This is a genomic window from Hyphobacterium lacteum, from assembly GCF_036330345.1.
In the GTDB taxonomy this organism is placed as follows: Bacteria; Pseudomonadota; Alphaproteobacteria; order Caulobacterales; family Maricaulaceae; genus Hyphobacterium; species Hyphobacterium lacteum.
This window is the reverse complement of record NZ_JAZDRP010000005.1, coordinates 181783-199022: the sequence shown is the minus strand read 5'-3', so window position 1 is coordinate 199022 and position 17240 is coordinate 181783. Positions and strand designations below refer to the sequence as shown.

Sequence of the window (17240 nt, the reverse complement as noted above, 5' to 3'; positions counted from 1 at the left end):
GCCTATCGCTTGCCGCTCAACGCGTCACTCACTCTCTTCGTCTGCCAGCCGCTTCAGCTCATAGAGACATTCCAGCGCGTCACGCGGGCTCAACTCGTCCGGCACGACCCGCTTCAAACGCTCGGAAACAAGTGAAGGCTTGCTCTCCTGCGCCATGGGTGTTGCAGAGAACAGTGGCAATTCAGCCAGCGCCGCCGACGGGGCGTCCTCGCTTTCCAGCCGCTCGAGAATGGTCTTCGCGCGGGCAATGGCAGCCTTCGGAAGGCCTGCCCGGCGCGCCACCTCGATCCCGTATGACTTGTCAGCCGGACCTTCGGCAATCTGGTGTAGGAAGACCAGCTCGCCTTTCCATTCGCGGGCTTTGAGGCTGACATTGCCGGCATGGTCCAGATCCTCTGCCAACCGGGTCAGCTCGTGATAATGCGTGGCGAATAGGGCCCGGCAGCGATTGACCTCATGCAGATGCTCGGCGGCAGCCCAGGCAATGGACAGGCCGTCAAAGGTGGATGTGCCGCGGCCAACCTCATCGAGAATGACAAAGCTGCGCGCCGTCGCCTGATTGAGGATCGCCGAGGTCTCGACCATCTCGTTCATGAAGGTCGAGCGGCCACGCGCCAGATCATCCGCCGCCCCGACCCGCGAGAACAACCGGTCGGCGATACCGATCCGGGCTTCACTGGCCGGAACGTAAAGCCCGGCCTGGGCGAGGATCAGCATCAACGCGTTCTGACGAAGATAGGTCGATTTACCGGCCATGTTCGGACCGGTCACCAGAAGCAGCCGCTCCGCGTCATCCGATAGCCGGCAATCATTCGGGGTGAACCCGGCCTCGCCCTGGGCCTTCAGCGATGCTTCCACGACCGGATGCCGGCCGCTGACAATCGTAAATACCGGTGTCTCACCAAGATCCGGCCGTGCCCAGTTTCGATCCTGCGCCAATTGCGCATTCGCACAGGCCACATCAATCTCTGCCAGCGCCCGGGCAATTGACCGGATGGTTTCCGCCTGCGCCTCGACCCGGTCGCGAAACCCGGAAAAGGCTTCCAGCTCAAGCGCCAGCGCGCGGTCTGCCGCTCCGGCGATCTTCGATTCAAGAGCACCGAGTTCGGTCGTTGTGAACCGCACCGCATTGGCCATGGTCTGACGATGAATGAAGGCCTCGTCCGCCATCAGCGGATCGGCATTCTTCGCCGTCACCTCGACGAAATAACCCAGCACATTGTTGTGCTTGATCTTCAGGTTGGAAACACCGCTGGCCTCTCCATAGGTCTGCTGGAGACCGGCAATCAGCTTCCGGGAATCATCCCGCAGCGCCCGCGCTTCATCCAGCGCGGCAATCCACCCCGCGGCAATGAAACCGCCATCCCGGGCAGCGAGCCCTGGCTCGTCGACAAGCGCCGCTTCCAGATCGTGCTGCAAGGCCGCCAGCTCTGCCCTGGCGGAGACGTTCAACATCTCTGCCAGACTGCCAAGATGTCCGGGCGCATCAATTCCCGGCGTTTCCAGCAGAAGAGCGGACAGGGTCTGCGCTTCGGCAAGACCGCGACGCAATGCCGCCAGATCGCGGGGCCCGCTACGCGACAGCACCAATCGTGTGGCCGCGCGCTCTAGGTCGCCGGCCGCCTTCAATCGCTCCCGGACCCTTTCGGTCACCGGAGAATCGATGAAGTGCGCCAGCAAATCATGACGGTTTCGGATCGCCGCGAGATCGGTTGACGGCCGGGTTAGCCGTGCGGCCAGCAAGCGCGCGCCCGGCGCCGTGACGGTTTCATCGATACAGTCCAGCAAGGATCCCTTGCGGTCGCCTGTCAGCGTCCGGTCGATCTCCAGGCTCGCCCGCGTTGCCGGGTCGATCAGAAGCGTATGCCCGGGCTGAACCTGACGCGGCGGCGACAGCTTGGCCGGTGCGCCGGCTTGCGCCAGCTCCAGATAGTCCAGCAAGGCGCCCAACGCGGCCAGTTCGGCTGCCGAAAAACTGCCAAAGGCCTCCAGCGACTGAACACTGAAGCGCTCCTTCAATCGCCGCTCGCCAGACTTCGCATCAAACTTGGCGCGGGCCTGCGGCGTGATCCGTCCTGCCGGCACCCAGTCGCGCGCGGCCGTATAGCTTTCCTCACGCACCAGTAATTCAGCCGGGTTCAGCGCGCTGATCTCGGCTGCCAATTGCCCGGAATCGATCTCGCTGACCGCGAACTCCCCTGTCGACACTTCGGCCCAGGCCAGAGCGGTGCCGCCGCCAGCCGTCTCAGACAGCGCCGCAATCCGGTTGGAGCTGCGCGCATCCAGCAGGGAATCCTCGGTCAGGGTTCCGGGTGTGACGATCCTGGTCAGTCCGCGTTCCACCGTCTTGGATCCCCGCGCCTTGGCGGCGGCCGGATCTTCCAGCTGCTCCCCGACTGCCACTTTGAAGCCGGCCTTGATCAACCGGGCCAGATAGGCTTCGGCGGTTGCCGCCGGCACGCCACACATGGGAATGGGTTCACCCTGGTGCTGCCCGCGCTGGGTCAGCGCGATGTCGAGTGCTTCGGAAGCGCGGCGCGCATCGTCGAAGAACAGCTCGTAGAAATCACCCATACGATAGAAGAGCAGCGCATCCTTCGGCGTATCCTCACGCAGGGCGAGGAATTGCGCCATCATCGGCGTTGCGCCTTCCGGGCTGGGAAAGTGTCTGTCTTGAAGGTCTGACGGCAGCATGATCGGCGAGAAACTGGCGGGGATTCGCGTCCTCTGCAAGCGGTCATGACGCTTGCGTCGGGAACAGGCGGCGTTAGTTTCACACCAGATACACCGACTGTTATTCCGGATTGCAAGAATGCCTGATCGCACAAGCCCCGTGGGCGATGAAGACGCGCTGAGATTTCACAGCCAGCCGACGCGGGGCAAGCTCGCCCTTCAGCCGACCAAACCGATGGCGACCCAGCGCGATCTTTCCCTCGCCTATTCGCCCGGTGTCGCAGCACCAGTGAAGGCCATCGCGGCCGATCCTGACGCCGTCTACGAATACACGTCCAAAGGCAACATGGTGGCCGTGGTCTCAAACGGCACGGCCATTCTGGGGCTTGGCAATCTGGGGCCAATGGCGTCAAAGCCCGTGATGGAAGGCAAGGCGGTCCTGTTCAAACGCTTTGCCGATATCGACGGCATGGACATTGAAGTCTCCGAGGACGACCCGGATCAATTCATCGAATGTGTCGCCCGGTTTGGTGAAACTTTTGGCGGCATCAATCTGGAAGACATCAAGGGCCCGGACTGCTTCATCATCGAGCAGAAGCTGCGTGAGCGGCTGGATATTCCGGTTTTCCATGACGACCAGCACGGAACGGCCATCATTGCCGCAGCGGGTATCATCAATGCCTGCGAGATCACCAGGCGGGACATTTCAAAGCTGAAAGTCGTCGTCAATGGCGCCGGAGCCGCGGGAATCGCGGTCCTGGAACTCCTGAAGGCGATGGGGGTCAAGGCCGCCAATTGCATCCTGTGTGACTCACGCGGGCCGATCTATCAGGGCCGCGAGGACGGAATGAACCAGTGGAAAGCCGCTCATGCGGCGCCCACCAAGGCGCGCACCCTGGCCGAAGCGCTGAAAGGCGCTGACTGTTTCCTCGGCCTGTCGGTAGCCGGCGCTGTCGATGAGGACATGGTCAAGTCGATGGCGAAAGATCCGATTATCTTCGCCATGGCCAATCCGGAGCCCGAAATCCGCCCGGAAGTCGTCCGCAAGATCCGCAAGGATGCAATCATGGCGACGGGACGCTCGGATTATCCCAACCAGGTCAATAATGTCCTCGGCTTCCCCTATATTTTCCGTGGGGCGCTGGATGTGCGGGCGCGCACCATCAATGAAGAAATGAAAATTGCCTGCGCCCATGCTCTGGCCAATCTCGCCAAGGAAGATGTGCCCGATGAGGTGGCGGCAGCCTATCATGGCCAGCGACCGAGCTTCGGCCGCGACTACATCATCCCGTCCCCGTTTGACCCGCGCCTGATTTCCTATGTCCCGCCCTATGTGGCGCAAGCTGCGATGGATACCGGGGTCGCCCGCCGCCCGATAGAGGACATGAAAGCCTACAAGGCCTCCCTGGCCCGGCGTTTGGACCCGACGGCTTCACTGCTGCAGCGGATCCAGGGTGCCGTAGCCGGAAAAGGAAAGCGCGTTGTCTTCGCCGAAGGCGAGGAGCCGTCTGTCATCCGCGCCGCCTTTGCCTTCCAGACCCAGGAGCTGGGCGAGGCGATCCTGGTTGGCCGCGAGGAGCAGACCCGTGCCAATATGCGCCTGGTCGGGGTCCCGGAAGACGCTTTGAAAATCGTCAATGCCCGCCTGTCGGAGCGCAATTCGGACTATGCCGACTTCCTCTATCACCGGCTCCAGCGCGAGGGATTCCTGAAACGCGATGTCCAGCGCCTGGTCAATAATGACCGCAACGTTTTCTCGGCCTGCATGGTCAAGCTGGGCGATGCTGACGGCATGGTCACCGGCGTGACGCGCAATTACGACGCCGCACTCAAGGATATCGGCCGGGTACTGGATCCCGCCGAGGATGAGCGTGTGATCGGCATGTCCATCGTGCTCGCCAAGAACCGGACGCTCTTTATTGCCGACACCAATGTCACCGAATTCCCGGATTCCGAGGCACTCGCCGATATCGCCTGCGAAGCCGCGGCGGCCGCCCGGCGCTTCGGGTTCGAACCGCGTGTGGCGTTTCTCTCCTACTCGACCTTTGGCAATCCAGCGGGCCAGCGTTCTGAAAAGATCCAGGCAGCCGTCAACATGCTCGATGAGCGCGGGGTCGACTTCGAGTACGAGGGGGAGATGGCTGCCGATGTCGCGCTCGATCCGGCACACAAGCTGCTCTATCCATTTTCGCGCATGACCGGCCCGGCCAATGTCATGGTAATGCCAGCCATTCACTCGGCCTCCATCGCCACGCGCCTGATGGGTGCCGGCGCCGGGGCCACGGTTCTCGGGCCCATGCTGCTCGGCTTCGAAAAGCCGGTCCAGATCGCCCGGCTGGGCGCACCGGTCACCGAGATCGTCACGCTGGCCGCGCTGGCAGCCTATGATCTGTCGGCAGAGGCCCTGGCAGCGGAATAGGGTTAACTTTCAGCTTCCTTTCCCGTCGGGACCTGCCCCTTGGCGGCGGGTGAGCCGAAGGTCATTATCAAAATCACAAGCAGAGTGGCCGGCACAGCATAACTGGCCGTGATAAGGAAGAAATTCATATAGCCGACAGTATCCGCCAGTACACCGGAGAACCCCGCGAGGATTTTATTCACGAAGGCATAGAGAGAGGACAACAGGGCGTATTGCGTTGCCGCATTTGCAGGGTCTGTGAGCGATGACAGATAGGCGATGAACACGGTTCCGACAAAGCCACCTGCAATGTTGTCACCGACGATCGCAATCGCGACACGCCAAGCGTCTTCTGGCACACCGGTCTGCGCCAACCAAGCGTACGCCCCGTTGGTGACAAGCGTGATGGCCCCGCCGACGACCATGGCCTTCAGAACCCCGAATCGGAAAGCGATCAGCCCTCCGAAAAAACCGCCGGCTATAGTGGCAAGAATACCTGGGCCACCTTGAATCCCGCCAATAATGTCACCTCCATAGCCAAGGTCAGCATAAAGCGGACTTGCCATGATACCCATGGTGAAATCACTCATGCGATAGATGCTGATGAGTAGAAATACAGGCACGATCCACGGGCCTAGCCGACCAATGAATTGCTTGAAGGGATCAATGATCGCCGTCGCAAAGCGCTGAGCGATTCCCATATCCGGCAGCAGAACGGACGGATCACGTGGCGGCTCCTTCATGAAAAGAATGAGAAAGGCCGTTATTCCCATGGTCAGCGACATGACCGAAAAAGATATCTGCCAACTCGTCCATTCAGCAATCGCAAGACCGAATCCGGCAAACATGATGGCGCCTCGATATCCCATGACATAGGCGGCCGCCATGTTGGCCTGATTGTCATTCTCGGCGCTTTCGATCCGCCAGGCATCAATCGAGATATCCAGAGTTGCTCCGGAATAGGCCAGGATCATGGCTCCTGCCAAAGTGACCCAAAGCGCCTCCGAGGGGCGCGAGAAGCCGATAACCAGAAGCCCGACCATCGTTCCCGCAATGGCCAGCAACATCCAGCTCCGCCGGCGGCCCAGTTTGTTCGTCAGAAATGGGATCGGGATTCGGTCTACCGCAGGAGACCACATCCATTTGATCGTATAGGCAATCGTCACCCAGTAGATGAAGCCAATGGTAGAGCGGTCGATCCCCTCTGCGCGCAGCCAGAATGACAGTTTCTGGAAGACCATCATCAGCGGCAGTCCGGACGCAAATCCAAGGATCAGCATCGAGAGCATGACCGGCTTTGCATATATCCGCAGGGAATCTGCCCAGCGATTATTGCGCTCGGGCTGGGCCACATCCGTCATGAGCAGGTCTCCGCCTTATCCGGAGACGACCCTGAAACGCTTTTGCGCTTTCGACAAGCTCAGTAGCGTAGCTGTGAGCGTCTCGGGATTGACCGGCTTGGTCAGGAAGGCATTCATGCCGGCTTCCAGACAGGCCCGCCGGTCGGTTTCCGACGTATTGGCCGTCAAGGCGATCAGCGGCAGATTGAAGCCTTCTTCGCGTATGGTGCGGGCAACGCCCGGCCCGTCTATTTCCGGCATGCGGAGGTCGATCAGCGCAGCGTCCAGTCCCCCGGCCCGAAGGCGATCCAGTGCCTCGCGGCCATCATGAGCGCGTTCGGGCGAAGCGCCCAGCCGGGTCAGCGTCCGTTCAGCGATCAACCCGTTCACCGGATCATCCTCGGCAACAAGCACACGCAGCCCCGCCAGCGGCCAGCCCTCGCCTTCCAGCCAGCCGGCTTCACTGCCCTGCCCCGGCACCTCGCTGGCAATGAACCTTTCCAGGCTCTGACGCCGTACCGGCATCACCAGCCAGCCATCTGCGCCCGGTGGTGGATTGTCCCGCACTCGGTCTTTCTCGGCCGCCTCCGTCAGGATCAGCACCTTCCGTGCGCCGCAGCCCTGCGCATGGGCAGACCACTTGGCATCCAGAAGCAGCGTCATTCCGGAGGCAGAGCTTAACCGTTCAGGGTTGGAAAGCGTGCGCGCATCTCCGCCCAGCGCCAGGATCTGCGCAGACAAGGCATTGCGGATGACAGACGACGGAGAGGCGACCATAACCACCTGACCTGCCAGCGGCCGGTCGGTTCTGACGCCCTTGCGAATAGGTAGCGGCAGAGCTGCCCAGAAGGAAGCCCCTTCGCCCGGCGCGCTTTCCAGACCGATCTCGCCATCCATGGCTTCGACCAGTTTCTTGACCATAGACAGACCCAGCCCGGCGCCACTCTCGCGCAGCTGCGCTTCACCACTACCGCGCTCGAAATGGTCGAAAATCTTGGCTTGATCTGACGGCTCGATACCCGGACCGGTATCGCGCACTGTGATGATCAGACGGGCCCGGTTCTCGCTGTCGATATCGCCGGACAATTCGACCCAGCAGCCACCCTCGGATGTGAATTTCACGGCATTGCCGAGCAGGTTGAATAGGATCTGCCGCACGCGGGCGACATCGGCCAGAACCTCTTCCGGCGCACTTTCCCGGATCACGCTAGCGATCGCCAGGTTTTTCTCGCCTGCCCGTGGTGCCAGCAATTCGACGGCCTGGCGTGCCAGGTCGGATGGGCGAACCGGTTCCGGCCGCAAATCGACATGGCCGGCTTCGAGGCGGGACAGGTCAAGAATCTCGTCGATGAGCTGCAGCCCGTGCATCGCGCTGTCGGATACGGCGCGGACATATTCGCGCTGGTCCGGCTGCAGCGATGTCATTGCCAACAGATCCGCCACGCCCTTTACGCCGGCCAGCGGCGTTCTCAGCTCATGCGTGACCGAAGCAAAAAAGCGGGTGCGGGCATCTTCGGCTTCGCGCCGCTCGGCATCGGCATCGCGCTTGTCCGTCACATCGCGGCCAATGGAGATGGAGCCGCCACTGTCCACCGGGCGCTCATCCCACTCGATCCAGCGATTGCCGGAACGCGTACGCATCAGGGCTTCAAAACGCCTTGAGCCCCGGTCAACGGGGCCGGCCGGCGCGACCGCAAACCATCGGCCGGTCCAGTCTGATCGCTTTCCGCCGAAGGCCGACAGAAAAGCGTGGTTGACGAAAACGACGCGTCCATCGCCCGCCCGCAGCATGGCCATCTCGCCGGCAGCGTCCAGCGCGATGAGGGCGGCATCATTTTCCGCCGGAACCGGGGGTGTTCGAGTGTCGGTCATTGATGCGGGTTTACGCTGAAACCGGTTAAGGAAGCGCTGCGATTTCAAACGGTCCGCATGGCGCGCCCGGACGCCGCACGCATCTCTCCACCCGGCGCTGCCCGGCGCAGCGACAGGGCTTCAGCCACATGCACCCGCCGCACACCGTCCGACCCGTCGAGATCAGCGATGGTCCGGGCCACCCTGAGAACGCGATGATAGCCGCGCGCCGTCAGGCCCATCAGTTCCGCCGCCTGGTTGATCAGTTGCTGACCACCCCGGTCCGGTTCGGCAACATGATCAATCAGATCGGTTGTCAGCTGCGAATTGAGGCGTCCGCGCTCGGCCTGCGCGGTGCGGGCCAGGGCCACCCGTGTCGCGGCCTCCTCTGTCCCTTCTGGCGGCGACGGCAGGGCCAGATCGGCCGGCGTCACCGGCGGCACTTCGACATGCAGATCAATGCGATCCATCAACGGACCCGACACCCGCGCCTGATAATCGGCCGCACACCGCGGTCCGCGCTTGCAGGCTTCGCCATTCGCGCCGGCCCAGCCGCAACGGCAGGGATTCATCGCCGCGACCAGCTGGAAGCGGGCGGGATAGGCGATATGAGCATTGGCGCGCGCCACGACGATTTCCCCGGTTTCCAGTGGCTGGCGCAGACTGTCCAGCACTTGCGGGTGAAACTCCGGCAGCTCGTCGAGGAAGAGAACGCCATGATGCGCCAGCGAGGCTTCGCCCGGCTTGGCCCGCTGACCGCCGCCAACCATGGCGGCCATCGAGGCGGAATGGTGCGGGGAGCGGAAAGGGCGCGACCGGGTCAGGCGCCCACGCTCCAACAGGCCCGCCACCGAGGCGATCATGGAAACGTCCAGCAATTCTTCGGCTGAAAGGGGCGGGAGAAGGCCGGGCAGCCGGGCCGCCATCATCGATTTTCCAGAGCCGGGCGGACCGGTCATCAGGAGGTTATGCGATCCCGCCGCAGCGATCTCGAGCGCCCGCTTGGCACTTTCCTGTCCTTTCACATCCTTCAGATCGAGATCCGGGCGAGCATCGATCAGATCGCCGGGCACGGGCCGGGACAGCATCTGGCGTCCCTTGAAATGATTGACCAGCTGGATCAGCGAGGCCGGCGCCAGGATCGACAGATCACCGCCGGCCCATGCCGCTTCCGGCCCACAGGCTTCCGGACAGATAAAGCCGAGATCGTGACGGCTGGCGGCCATCGCCGCGGGAAGGGCCCCCGGCGTGGCATTGATCGAACCATCGAGGCCGAGCTCTCCCATGGCCAGATGATCGGCAGCGGCATCCGGGGGAATGACGTCCATCGCCGCCATCAGGCAGATCGCGATGGGCAGATCAAAATGCGCGCCTTCCTTGGGCCGGTCAGCCGGGGCGAGATTGACGATCACTCGTCCCGGCGGCAATGACAGGCCAATGGCAGCAAAGGCAGCGCGCACGCGCTCCCGGCTTTCGGCGACGGCCTTGTCGGCGAGGCCAACCACCATGAAAGCCGGCTGGCCGCCCGTGAATTGCGCCTCCACCTCGACGCGGCGCGCCTCGGCCCCTTCAAAAGCAATTGTCTTTGTGCCCGCCGCCATGTTCCCGCTCCCGATACCGGGCCATCACCGCGATAACCCGTTGGTATATCGTCAGTTTTCCACAGGCTGGAACGCCGACGATCAAAACAGGAACATAATAGGAACGAAAATCAGACTAAAGTCAAGGTTGTGTCGGAATTACCCGGCCAGGCGCGCCTCCACAGCATCCCAGAACAGCACCGCGGCATCGACGCCGGAAAAGCGCTTCAGCTCCTGCACGCCGGTAGGGGAGGTGACATTGATCTCGGTGAGCCGGTCGCCAATGACATCGATGCCGGCGAAAACCAGGCCGCGCTCCTTCAGAACCGGACCGATGACCTCGCAGATATGCCGGTCGACCGCACTCAGATCGGCCGCTTCCGCACGCCCGCCAACATGCATGTTGGAACGGGTTTCGCCCGGTTGCGGCACCCGGTTGATCACCCCGACCGGCTCGCCTTCGATCAGGATGACGCGGCGGTCACCGGCACTGACATCCGGAAGGAAGGCCTGGGCGACGATCGGTTCCCGATTGATGCCGGCAAACATCTCCACAATGGATGAGAAGTTTCCATCGTCCGGCTTCACCCGGAACACGCCCGCCCCGCCATTGCCATAGAGCGGTTTGAGGATGATATCCTTGTATTGTTTCCGGAAAGCTTTGATCGCCTCGACATCACGCGAGATCAGCGTCGGTGGAATCAAATCAGGAAATTCCAGCGGCAGGATCTTCTCCGGATTGGACCTCACCCATTGCGGGTCATTCAGAACCAGCGTTGTGCCCTTGAGAAATTCCAGCACATGGCAGGCCGTGATGTAGGACATGTCGAAGGGCGGGTCCTGCCGCATCAGGATGACATCCACGTCACCGGCCAGATCCAGCACTTCCGGGTCGCCCTCGATACCGGGCTTTTCCTTCACGCGCTGAACGGTGACAGGCCGCGCGCGGGCCGTAATCCGTCCCATTTCCCAGGACAGGTGTTTCGGCTGATAGGTCCAGACCTTGTGGCCGCGCGCCTGCGCAGCCTCGATGAAGGCAAAACTGGTATCGCCATTAATGTCGACGGTGGAGATCGGGTCCATCTGGACCGCAATGCGAAGGCTCATTCGGATTTGTCCTGTCTAGTCGATCGGCGTGACCGGCGCGGTGCGCAGATCTTCTGGCGGCTCCAGCCCCGGGACATCCTCATTGACCGGAATCGCCTCACCGCCGCAGGCCGCAGCCTGGCGTTCACCGCGGGAAACGGTCTCGCTGGCTTCACCGGTCACCCGTACAAAGGTGACGACCTCGGTTACACCATCAACGAGTGCCGCATGCTGGGCGGCGCGCTCGAGTTCGCCCTGCGTACGCGCCACGCCGAGAAGGAAAACCCGGCCGTTCTCGGCCTCCACATTATAATTCACGCTGCGCACCGACCGGTCCCGAAGCAGGCGGGCGCGGACTTGCTGGGTGATCCAGGCGTCACGGGCGCCGTCCCTTATCGTCGAGGGATTGGATATAGTGACCTCGTTCTCCACCGCCCGGACAGCCAGCGCTGACCAGGCCAGACATTCCGCCTGACGCCGGTCGTCCTCGCGCGGGGCCGTTCCGGTCAGAAGCGCAACACCGTCGGTCACCTCGACATCCACCCCTTCCAGCGCATAGCCCTCGGCGCGGGTCATCGCCGCCTTGATGGACAGTGAAGCACTCGCATCATCGATATCACGTCCAATGGAGCGCTCTGGCTGCATGGCCGCACACGCGGAGAGAAGCATGGCCAGGGCGGCCGGTAGAAAGGCAGATTTCATTTCTTCATCCTCGAAAGGCGACAGCCCGGCACGAGCCTATCTGCCGAAATGATTCCGTTCAATTAAAGTCCATCGCGCGCGGCCCGTCCGCGCTGAAGAATTGCCGCTCATGGCGCGGCAGCCGCCAGGGCCGCACAATCATCAGATCATAGCGGATTGCCAGATTGGCAAGATCCCGCCGCCGGCCGATGAAGCTGGACGTCCCGCGAACAATACGTTGCTGCTGATGCCAGCTGACAGCCTGCAGGCCGGACTCCACCGTGGTGCGCGCCTTTACCTCGACAATGGCCAGCACATTGCCCTTGCGCGCCACAATATCCAGCTCGCCACTGCCGGTTTTTTCGCGCCGGCCGAGAATGCGATACCCTTTCAGGAACAACCATAACGCCGCCAGATCCTCGGCGCGGCGGCCACGGCTTTCGGCTTCCTGTCTTCGGGCGCTCACGCCTTGCCGTCCTTGATCGCCTGGGCGCGGGCATAAAGATCGCGCTTGTTGAGGCCTGTCTGTTGCGCCAACAGCGAGGCCGCGCCCTTTACACCCTCTGACGGGATCAGGGCGGCCAGTTCGGCGTCGACATCCACATCACTGGCGGACGGCTCACCCGGCGGGGCCACTATCAGTGTGATTTCACCTCTGGGCGCTCCGGCTTCCTCATAATGCCGGGCAATTTCCGACGCCGGACCCCGCCGGTATTCCTCGAACTTCTTGGTCAGTTCTCGCGCGACCACGACATCCCGGTTACCCAGTGCAGCGGCAACATCGACAAGACATGCGGCGATACGAGGGCCGGTTTCATAGAAAACCAGCGTACCGGGGACAGTGGCCAGCTCGCTGAGCCGGTTGCGGCGGGCTCCTGATTTCGGCGGCAGGAAACCGGCAAAGAAAAAGGCGTCACTGGGCAGGCCGGCAGCAGCCAGCCCGGTCAGCAAGGCCGAGGCGCCAGGCAGGGCACGAACGGGATGGCCCGCCTCGACGGCCTCGCGCACAAGCTTGTATCCGGGATCGGAAATCAGCGGCGTTCCGGCATCGGAGATCAGGACAACGCGCTCGCCAGCCGCCAGGGCTTCGAGAATGCCGGGCCGCATCTTTGCCCCGTTATGGTCGTGATATGGCAAGACTCTGGCGCTAATCCCGTAAGCATCGAGCAATCTGGCCGCGATGCGTGTGTCCTCGGCATAGATGCGATCGGCACCTGCCAAAGCATCCAGCGCCCGGAGCGTGATGTCGCGAAGATTGCCGATCGGCGTGGAAACAATGTTGAGGCCCGGCTCGGGCGGTTGCGGCGCGGGCGCGCGGCGGCTAGCTTCGCCGGGAATATGTGAAGGCGGCTCGGACATGATTCTTCCTGCATCTTTGCGCTTCTGGCGTGGCTTACCAAGACCGGTGGTCATTTCCGCCATTTCGGTGGCCGGTACTTTGCTGGTTTCTGCGTGTGCGACAACATCTGCGCCGCCGCCACCACCGCCGCCGCCGCCACCACCAGTCGTCGAGCAGCCCGTAATCGAGCCGCCGGTCGTCGAACAGCCGGTCGTCGAGCGTACAGGGGGCGTGATTCCGCGGCATCTGGATAATCGCGAGCTGACTCGCGCGGCTCTGCTATTGCCCTTCAGTCATCCCAATTCGGCGGCACGGGCCGAGGCCGCCAATCTTCTGCGCGCAGCCGAGCTCGCACTCTTCCAGCACGGCCCGGACACGCTGGTCCTGATCCCGAAGGATACGGGCGGTACGGCGGAGGGCGCACGGGAGGCCGCCCAGGCGGCCATTGATGATGGCGCCGATATCATTCTCGGTCCGCTTTTCGGAGCCGCCGCCGGCGCAGCCGGTGAAGTTGCAAGCCGCTATGATGTGCCCGTGCTGGCGTTCTCGACCGACACCAGCATGGCCGGGAATGGCGTTTATCTGCTCAGCCTGCCGCCTCAACAGGAAGTCGCCCGCATTGTCGAATATACATCCCGGCTGGGCGTTGAACGCTATGCCTTCATCGGTCCGGGAGGGGCGTATGGAGCAACGGTCCGGAATGCGCTGCAGGATTCAGCCGAGCAGAGTGGTGGTTATCTGACGGCAGAGGAAACCTATGTTGGCGGGGTCGAGGCCATGACCTCGGCCGCCCGGCGTCTGGCCGAGCTGGGCTTTACCAGTCTTGAGGCTGAAGCCGCGCTGGAGTTCCGCTCAAGCGACTGGCAGCCCTCGGCTGACGCGCCTTTCCAGGCGGTCATGCTGCCGGAAGGCGGAACCCGCCTGCGAACCCTCGGCCCGCTGCTGCCCTATCACGAGATCGACCCGCTGATTGTGCGTTTCCTCGGCACCGGTCTCTGGAATAATGAAGAGACCCGCCGCGAGCCAGTCCTTCATGGTGGCTGGTTTGCCGGTCCGGATGCAGAGGCTCATCAAGCCTATGTAGCTGAATATGAGGCCGCCTTCGGAGACGAGCCCTCGCGGATATCCAGCCACGCCTACGACGCCGTCCTGTTGGCCATCTACTTTGCCAATGAGGGTGATGTCAGCCGCGAAGCGCTGGAGGATCCGGAGGGTTTCTATGGCGCAGATGGCCTGTTCCGTTTCCGTGCGGACGGGCAGATCGAGCGCGGCCTGGCCGTTTATGAGGTGCGCCGCGATTCCTTCCGCGTCATTGATCCCGCGCCGCGCCAGTTCGAGCCGGATATTTTCTGATCCCGCCTACGGGCAAAGCAGCTGGGCGATACCATCGGCATAGAGCCGCCCGTCCGGCGTGAGCCGCACAATGCGGTCATCGATCCCGATCAGCCCCTGACGCTCGAGGCGGCCCGCCTCTTCGAGGTCGATGGAATGGCCGGTCAGGGCGGTGATGCGGTCGATATCAAGCCCGTCCGAAATCCGCAGGCCCATCAGGATCCGCTCCCGCGCCTCATCCAGAGCGGACAGAGTCTCGATATCCGAACCACAGCCCGTACGGGTGACCTGCTCTATATAAGCGGCCGGCTTCAGAACGGTCGTACTGGCCACTCGCCCGCCACTGCGGAAATTACCCATGCGGCCATGAGCGCCCGGACCAATCCCGATCCAGTCAGCCCCCTCCCAGTAGAGCCGGTTGTGGCGTGAGGACTGGCCTTCACGGCAATGATTGGAAATCTCGTAACCGGTCATGCCAGCATCCGCGCAAAGCGTCTGGGTCAGGGTGTAAAGCTCGGCCCCCAGCGAGTCTCCGGGAGGAATCAGCTCGCCCCGCGCCACGCGCCGGTCAAATGCTGTCCCGGGCTCGATCGTCAGCTGATAGGCCGACACATGGCCGGGCTGTTCGGACAGAATTGCTGTCAGCTCGGCCTCCCAGTCTGCCAAGGTCTGGCCCTCGCGCGCATAGATGAGATCCAGTGACACGGCATCGAAATTTTTGCGGGCCAGCTCATGGGATCGATGCGCCGCGGCGCCATCATGATCACGGCCCAGCGCCACAAGCGCGTCGTCCTGAAAGCTCTGTACACCCAGAGACAGGCGGTTGATGCCAGCCGCCCGGAAACCCTCGAACCCGTCGGAATCATTCGGGTTGGCTTCGAGCCCGATTTCGATCAACGGCGCAAAGCCGAACATCAATTCCGCCTTGCCAATCAGCTCGCCGATCTGCGCCGGCGTCATGAGCGAGGGTGTGCCGCCCCCGAAATGGATGGAGACGAGAGAGCGGCGTTCGAGCCGCTCGGCCCAATAGCCGAGATCCGCGACCAAGCTCTGGAACAGAGCTTCATCATCGCCGCGCGCCTTGTAGACATTGAAGTCGCAATAGGGACAGATCCGCGCGCAATACGGCCAGTGCACATAAAGACCCAGCGGAGCGTCAGTCATCTCCGAACTCTTCCGCCACAAGCCTGGCCAGGGCGCGCGCCCTGTGGCTCATTCCGGCTTTCTCCTCGCGGCTCATTTCAGCAAAAACCCGGCTTTCACCCTCGGGCCGGAAGACCGGATCATAGCCGAAACCGCCATCGCCGCGCGGCGGCCAGACGATCTCGCCGCTGACGCGGCCCTCGAATGTCCGCACCGCGCCATCGGAGAAGGCCAGGGCGAGAACGCAGACAAAGGCTGCGCTCCGGTCAGCCGACCCGCACTGTTCGAGCTCATCATGCACCCGCCGCATTGCAACACCGAAATCGCGCGGCTCTCCGGCCCAGCGGGCCGAATAGATTCCCGGAGCACCGTCAAGCGCCGTCACACACAGGCCGGAATCATCGGCCAAAGCCGGCAATCCGGTCGCCTCGCTGGCAGCTCTCGCCTTCAGAATGGCATTTCCGGCGAAGTCCGGCTCGGTCTCTTCCGGCTCGGGAAGTGAAAAATCTGCAGCGGATTGCAGTTGAATGCCGAACGGCGCCAACAGATCCGCTATCTCTTTGATTTTGCCTTGATTATGGGATGCAAGAACCCAGGTTTTCGCCTCTGACACGCGTGTTTTCACCCCCGTTTTTTATCGCCTTTCGAAAAATTCATATCGAAAAACGATATTTTTGCTTGCGCCCGCTGAATTTTATGTTTATCGATAAATCCACGGACGGCGAAATGATCGTCCGGATAACAAAACAAAACACTCTGGTCGATTGAAACGAAACACAGGAGAGATGGAAATGGTCAGGTCCGAAAATGGTGCAGTGCGGTTCTTCGCAGCAGCTGCCATCAACATGTTCCTCATCATCGCGGTTGGTTCCGGCATTGTTGCCGCTCTGACCTCGACGGTCGCATGAGCATAGTCAGGTCCCGGCGGTAGCGCGAGGCGCCGCCGGGAGCCTCAAAGGGGGTAAGGGGTCAAATGGAGGCAAGCAAACCCGGACCGATGATCGGGGGGCTTAAATGGCTACTCGATATTGTCTGGTACCTGTTGTGGGCCGTGCTGTTCATCAGCGCTGTCGGCTTCCTGGGCGCCACCCTTGTCTTCGGGCTTCAGCTATTCGGCTGGATCCCGGAATCGGCCGCCAACTCGCTGAGAAGCGTCGTTGATCTGGTCATCCTCCTGCCGCTGGTCGTGGCAGAAATCCTGGCCTTGTTGGTGATTGTCCATCGCCTCAGGCTGATTGTCCGGACGCTGATTGCAGGGGACCCGTTTGTCCCTGAAAATGCAGGGCACCTCCGGGTCATTGCGGCAGCGATTGCGGTCTATCAGGTCGTTCGTTATGCCGCCCAGGGACTGGTCGCGATCTCGCTGGCCGTCTTTGGATACCGGATCGGCGGGGTGGAATTGTCCCAGTTCGATCTGAACCTTGGCTCATGGTTCGCCGTGGCCGCCTTGCTGGTGTTGTCCGAAGTCCTTCGTGAAGGAGCCAGGATGCGCCAGGAACAGAAACTGACGATTTAGGGAGGCGCGGACCCATGCCTATTCGCGTCACCCTCGACAGGATGCTTCTCGAGCGCCGCATGTCCCTGACAGAGCTGTGCGACCGGGTCGGCATCACAATGGCCAACCTGTCCATCCTCAAGACAGGAAAAGCCAAGGCAGTGAGATTTTCGACGCTGGAAGCGTTATGCGAGGTGCTGGAATGCCAGCCCGGCGACCTTCTGAGCTTCGACGATGATGAGGACGGTGACGGCACAGACGCCTGAACCGGACACGAAACACCCCGGACGGTCCCCGGCCGGTTGGTGAAGAAGCAGCGGGA

At 62.3% G+C, this 17240-nt stretch carries 14 protein-coding genes; 4 read left to right on the top strand and 10 right to left on the bottom strand.

The features are described from left to right. Positions 1-24 precede the first annotated feature (24 nt). A complete protein-coding gene (gene mutS / locus V0U79_RS09880; protein ID WP_330199339.1) occupies positions 25-2637 on the bottom strand; it encodes a DNA mismatch repair protein MutS in 2613 nt (870 codons plus the stop codon). A gap of 175 nt (positions 2638-2812) precedes the next feature. On the opposite strand from mutS, the gene V0U79_RS09875 reads away from it, so the two are divergent. Continuing rightward, entirely contained in the window at positions 2813-5092 is a 2280-nt protein-coding gene (locus V0U79_RS09875) for an NADP-dependent malic enzyme (RefSeq protein ID WP_330199338.1), read from the top strand. Between the two features lie 2 nt (positions 5093-5094). Here the strand turns inward: V0U79_RS09875 and V0U79_RS09870 are convergent, their stop codons facing one another. The 7 genes from V0U79_RS09870 to rsmI form a co-directional block, all read right to left on the bottom strand. Further along, the gene (locus tag V0U79_RS09870) at positions 5095-6432 is read right to left on the bottom strand and encodes an AmpG family muropeptide MFS transporter (RefSeq protein WP_330199337.1); all 1338 of its coding nucleotides are present in this window, start codon (positions 6430-6432) and stop codon (positions 5095-5097) included. A 15-nt stretch (positions 6433-6447) separates the two neighbouring features. After that, positions 6448-8283: a hybrid sensor histidine kinase/response regulator gene (locus V0U79_RS09865; protein ID WP_330199336.1), complete on the bottom strand. Its 1836-nt coding sequence runs from the start codon at positions 8281-8283 to the stop codon at positions 6448-6450. A 44-nt stretch (positions 8284-8327) separates the two neighbouring features. Then, positions 8328-9863 carry a YifB family Mg chelatase-like AAA ATPase gene (locus tag V0U79_RS09860; RefSeq protein ID WP_330199335.1) on the bottom strand — a complete coding sequence of 512 codons (1536 nt, stop codon included), beginning with the start codon at positions 9861-9863 and terminating at the stop codon, positions 8328-8330. 138 nt (positions 9864-10001) lie between these two features. Beyond that, positions 10002-10949: a glutathione synthase gene (gshB, locus tag V0U79_RS09855; protein WP_330199334.1), complete on the bottom strand. Its 948-nt coding sequence runs from the start codon at positions 10947-10949 to the stop codon at positions 10002-10004. 15 nt (positions 10950-10964) lie between these two features. Further along, positions 10965-11630, bottom strand: a complete 666-nt coding sequence (locus V0U79_RS09850) for a BON domain-containing protein (protein ID WP_330199333.1) — start codon at positions 11628-11630, stop codon at positions 10965-10967. A 58-nt stretch (positions 11631-11688) separates the two neighbouring features. Next, a complete protein-coding gene (locus V0U79_RS09845) occupies positions 11689-12075 on the bottom strand; it encodes a YraN family protein (RefSeq protein ID WP_330199332.1) in 387 nt (128 codons plus the stop codon). Further along, a complete protein-coding gene (gene rsmI / locus V0U79_RS09840) occupies positions 12072-12968 on the bottom strand; it encodes a 16S rRNA (cytidine(1402)-2'-O)-methyltransferase (RefSeq protein WP_330199331.1) in 897 nt (298 codons plus the stop codon). Before rsmI ends, V0U79_RS09845 begins: the two co-directional genes overlap by 4 nt. Here rsmI and V0U79_RS09835 point away from each other — a divergent pair. Further along, positions 12967-14301, top strand: a complete 1335-nt coding sequence (locus V0U79_RS09835) for a penicillin-binding protein activator (RefSeq protein ID WP_330199330.1) — start codon at positions 12967-12969, stop codon at positions 14299-14301. The two genes, rsmI and V0U79_RS09835, sit on opposite strands and share 2 nt — an antisense overlap. Before the next feature lie 6 nt (positions 14302-14307). On the opposite strand, the gene hemW is transcribed toward V0U79_RS09835, so the two are convergent. Together hemW and rdgB are read right to left on the bottom strand one after the other, a co-directional pair. Then, positions 14308-15444, bottom strand: a complete 1137-nt coding sequence (gene hemW / locus V0U79_RS09830; protein ID WP_330199329.1) for a radical SAM family heme chaperone HemW — start codon at positions 15442-15444, stop codon at positions 14308-14310. Further along, positions 15437-16048: an RdgB/HAM1 family non-canonical purine NTP pyrophosphatase gene (gene rdgB / locus V0U79_RS09825; protein ID WP_373696463.1), complete on the bottom strand. Its 612-nt coding sequence runs from the start codon at positions 16046-16048 to the stop codon at positions 15437-15439. Before rdgB ends, hemW begins: the two co-directional genes overlap by 8 nt. Positions 16049-16396: 348 nt before the next feature. On the opposite strand from rdgB, the gene V0U79_RS09820 reads away from it, so the two are divergent. Both V0U79_RS09820 and V0U79_RS09815 read left to right on the top strand, forming a co-directional pair. Then, positions 16397-16939, top strand: a complete 543-nt coding sequence (locus V0U79_RS09820) for a DUF2975 domain-containing protein (protein ID WP_330199327.1) — start codon at positions 16397-16399, stop codon at positions 16937-16939. Between the two features lie 14 nt (positions 16940-16953). Then, complete coding sequence (locus tag V0U79_RS09815; RefSeq protein WP_330199326.1) at positions 16954-17184, top strand: helix-turn-helix domain-containing protein; 231 nt, start codon at positions 16954-16956, stop codon at positions 17182-17184. The last annotated feature ends 56 nt before the right edge of the window (positions 17185-17240 follow it).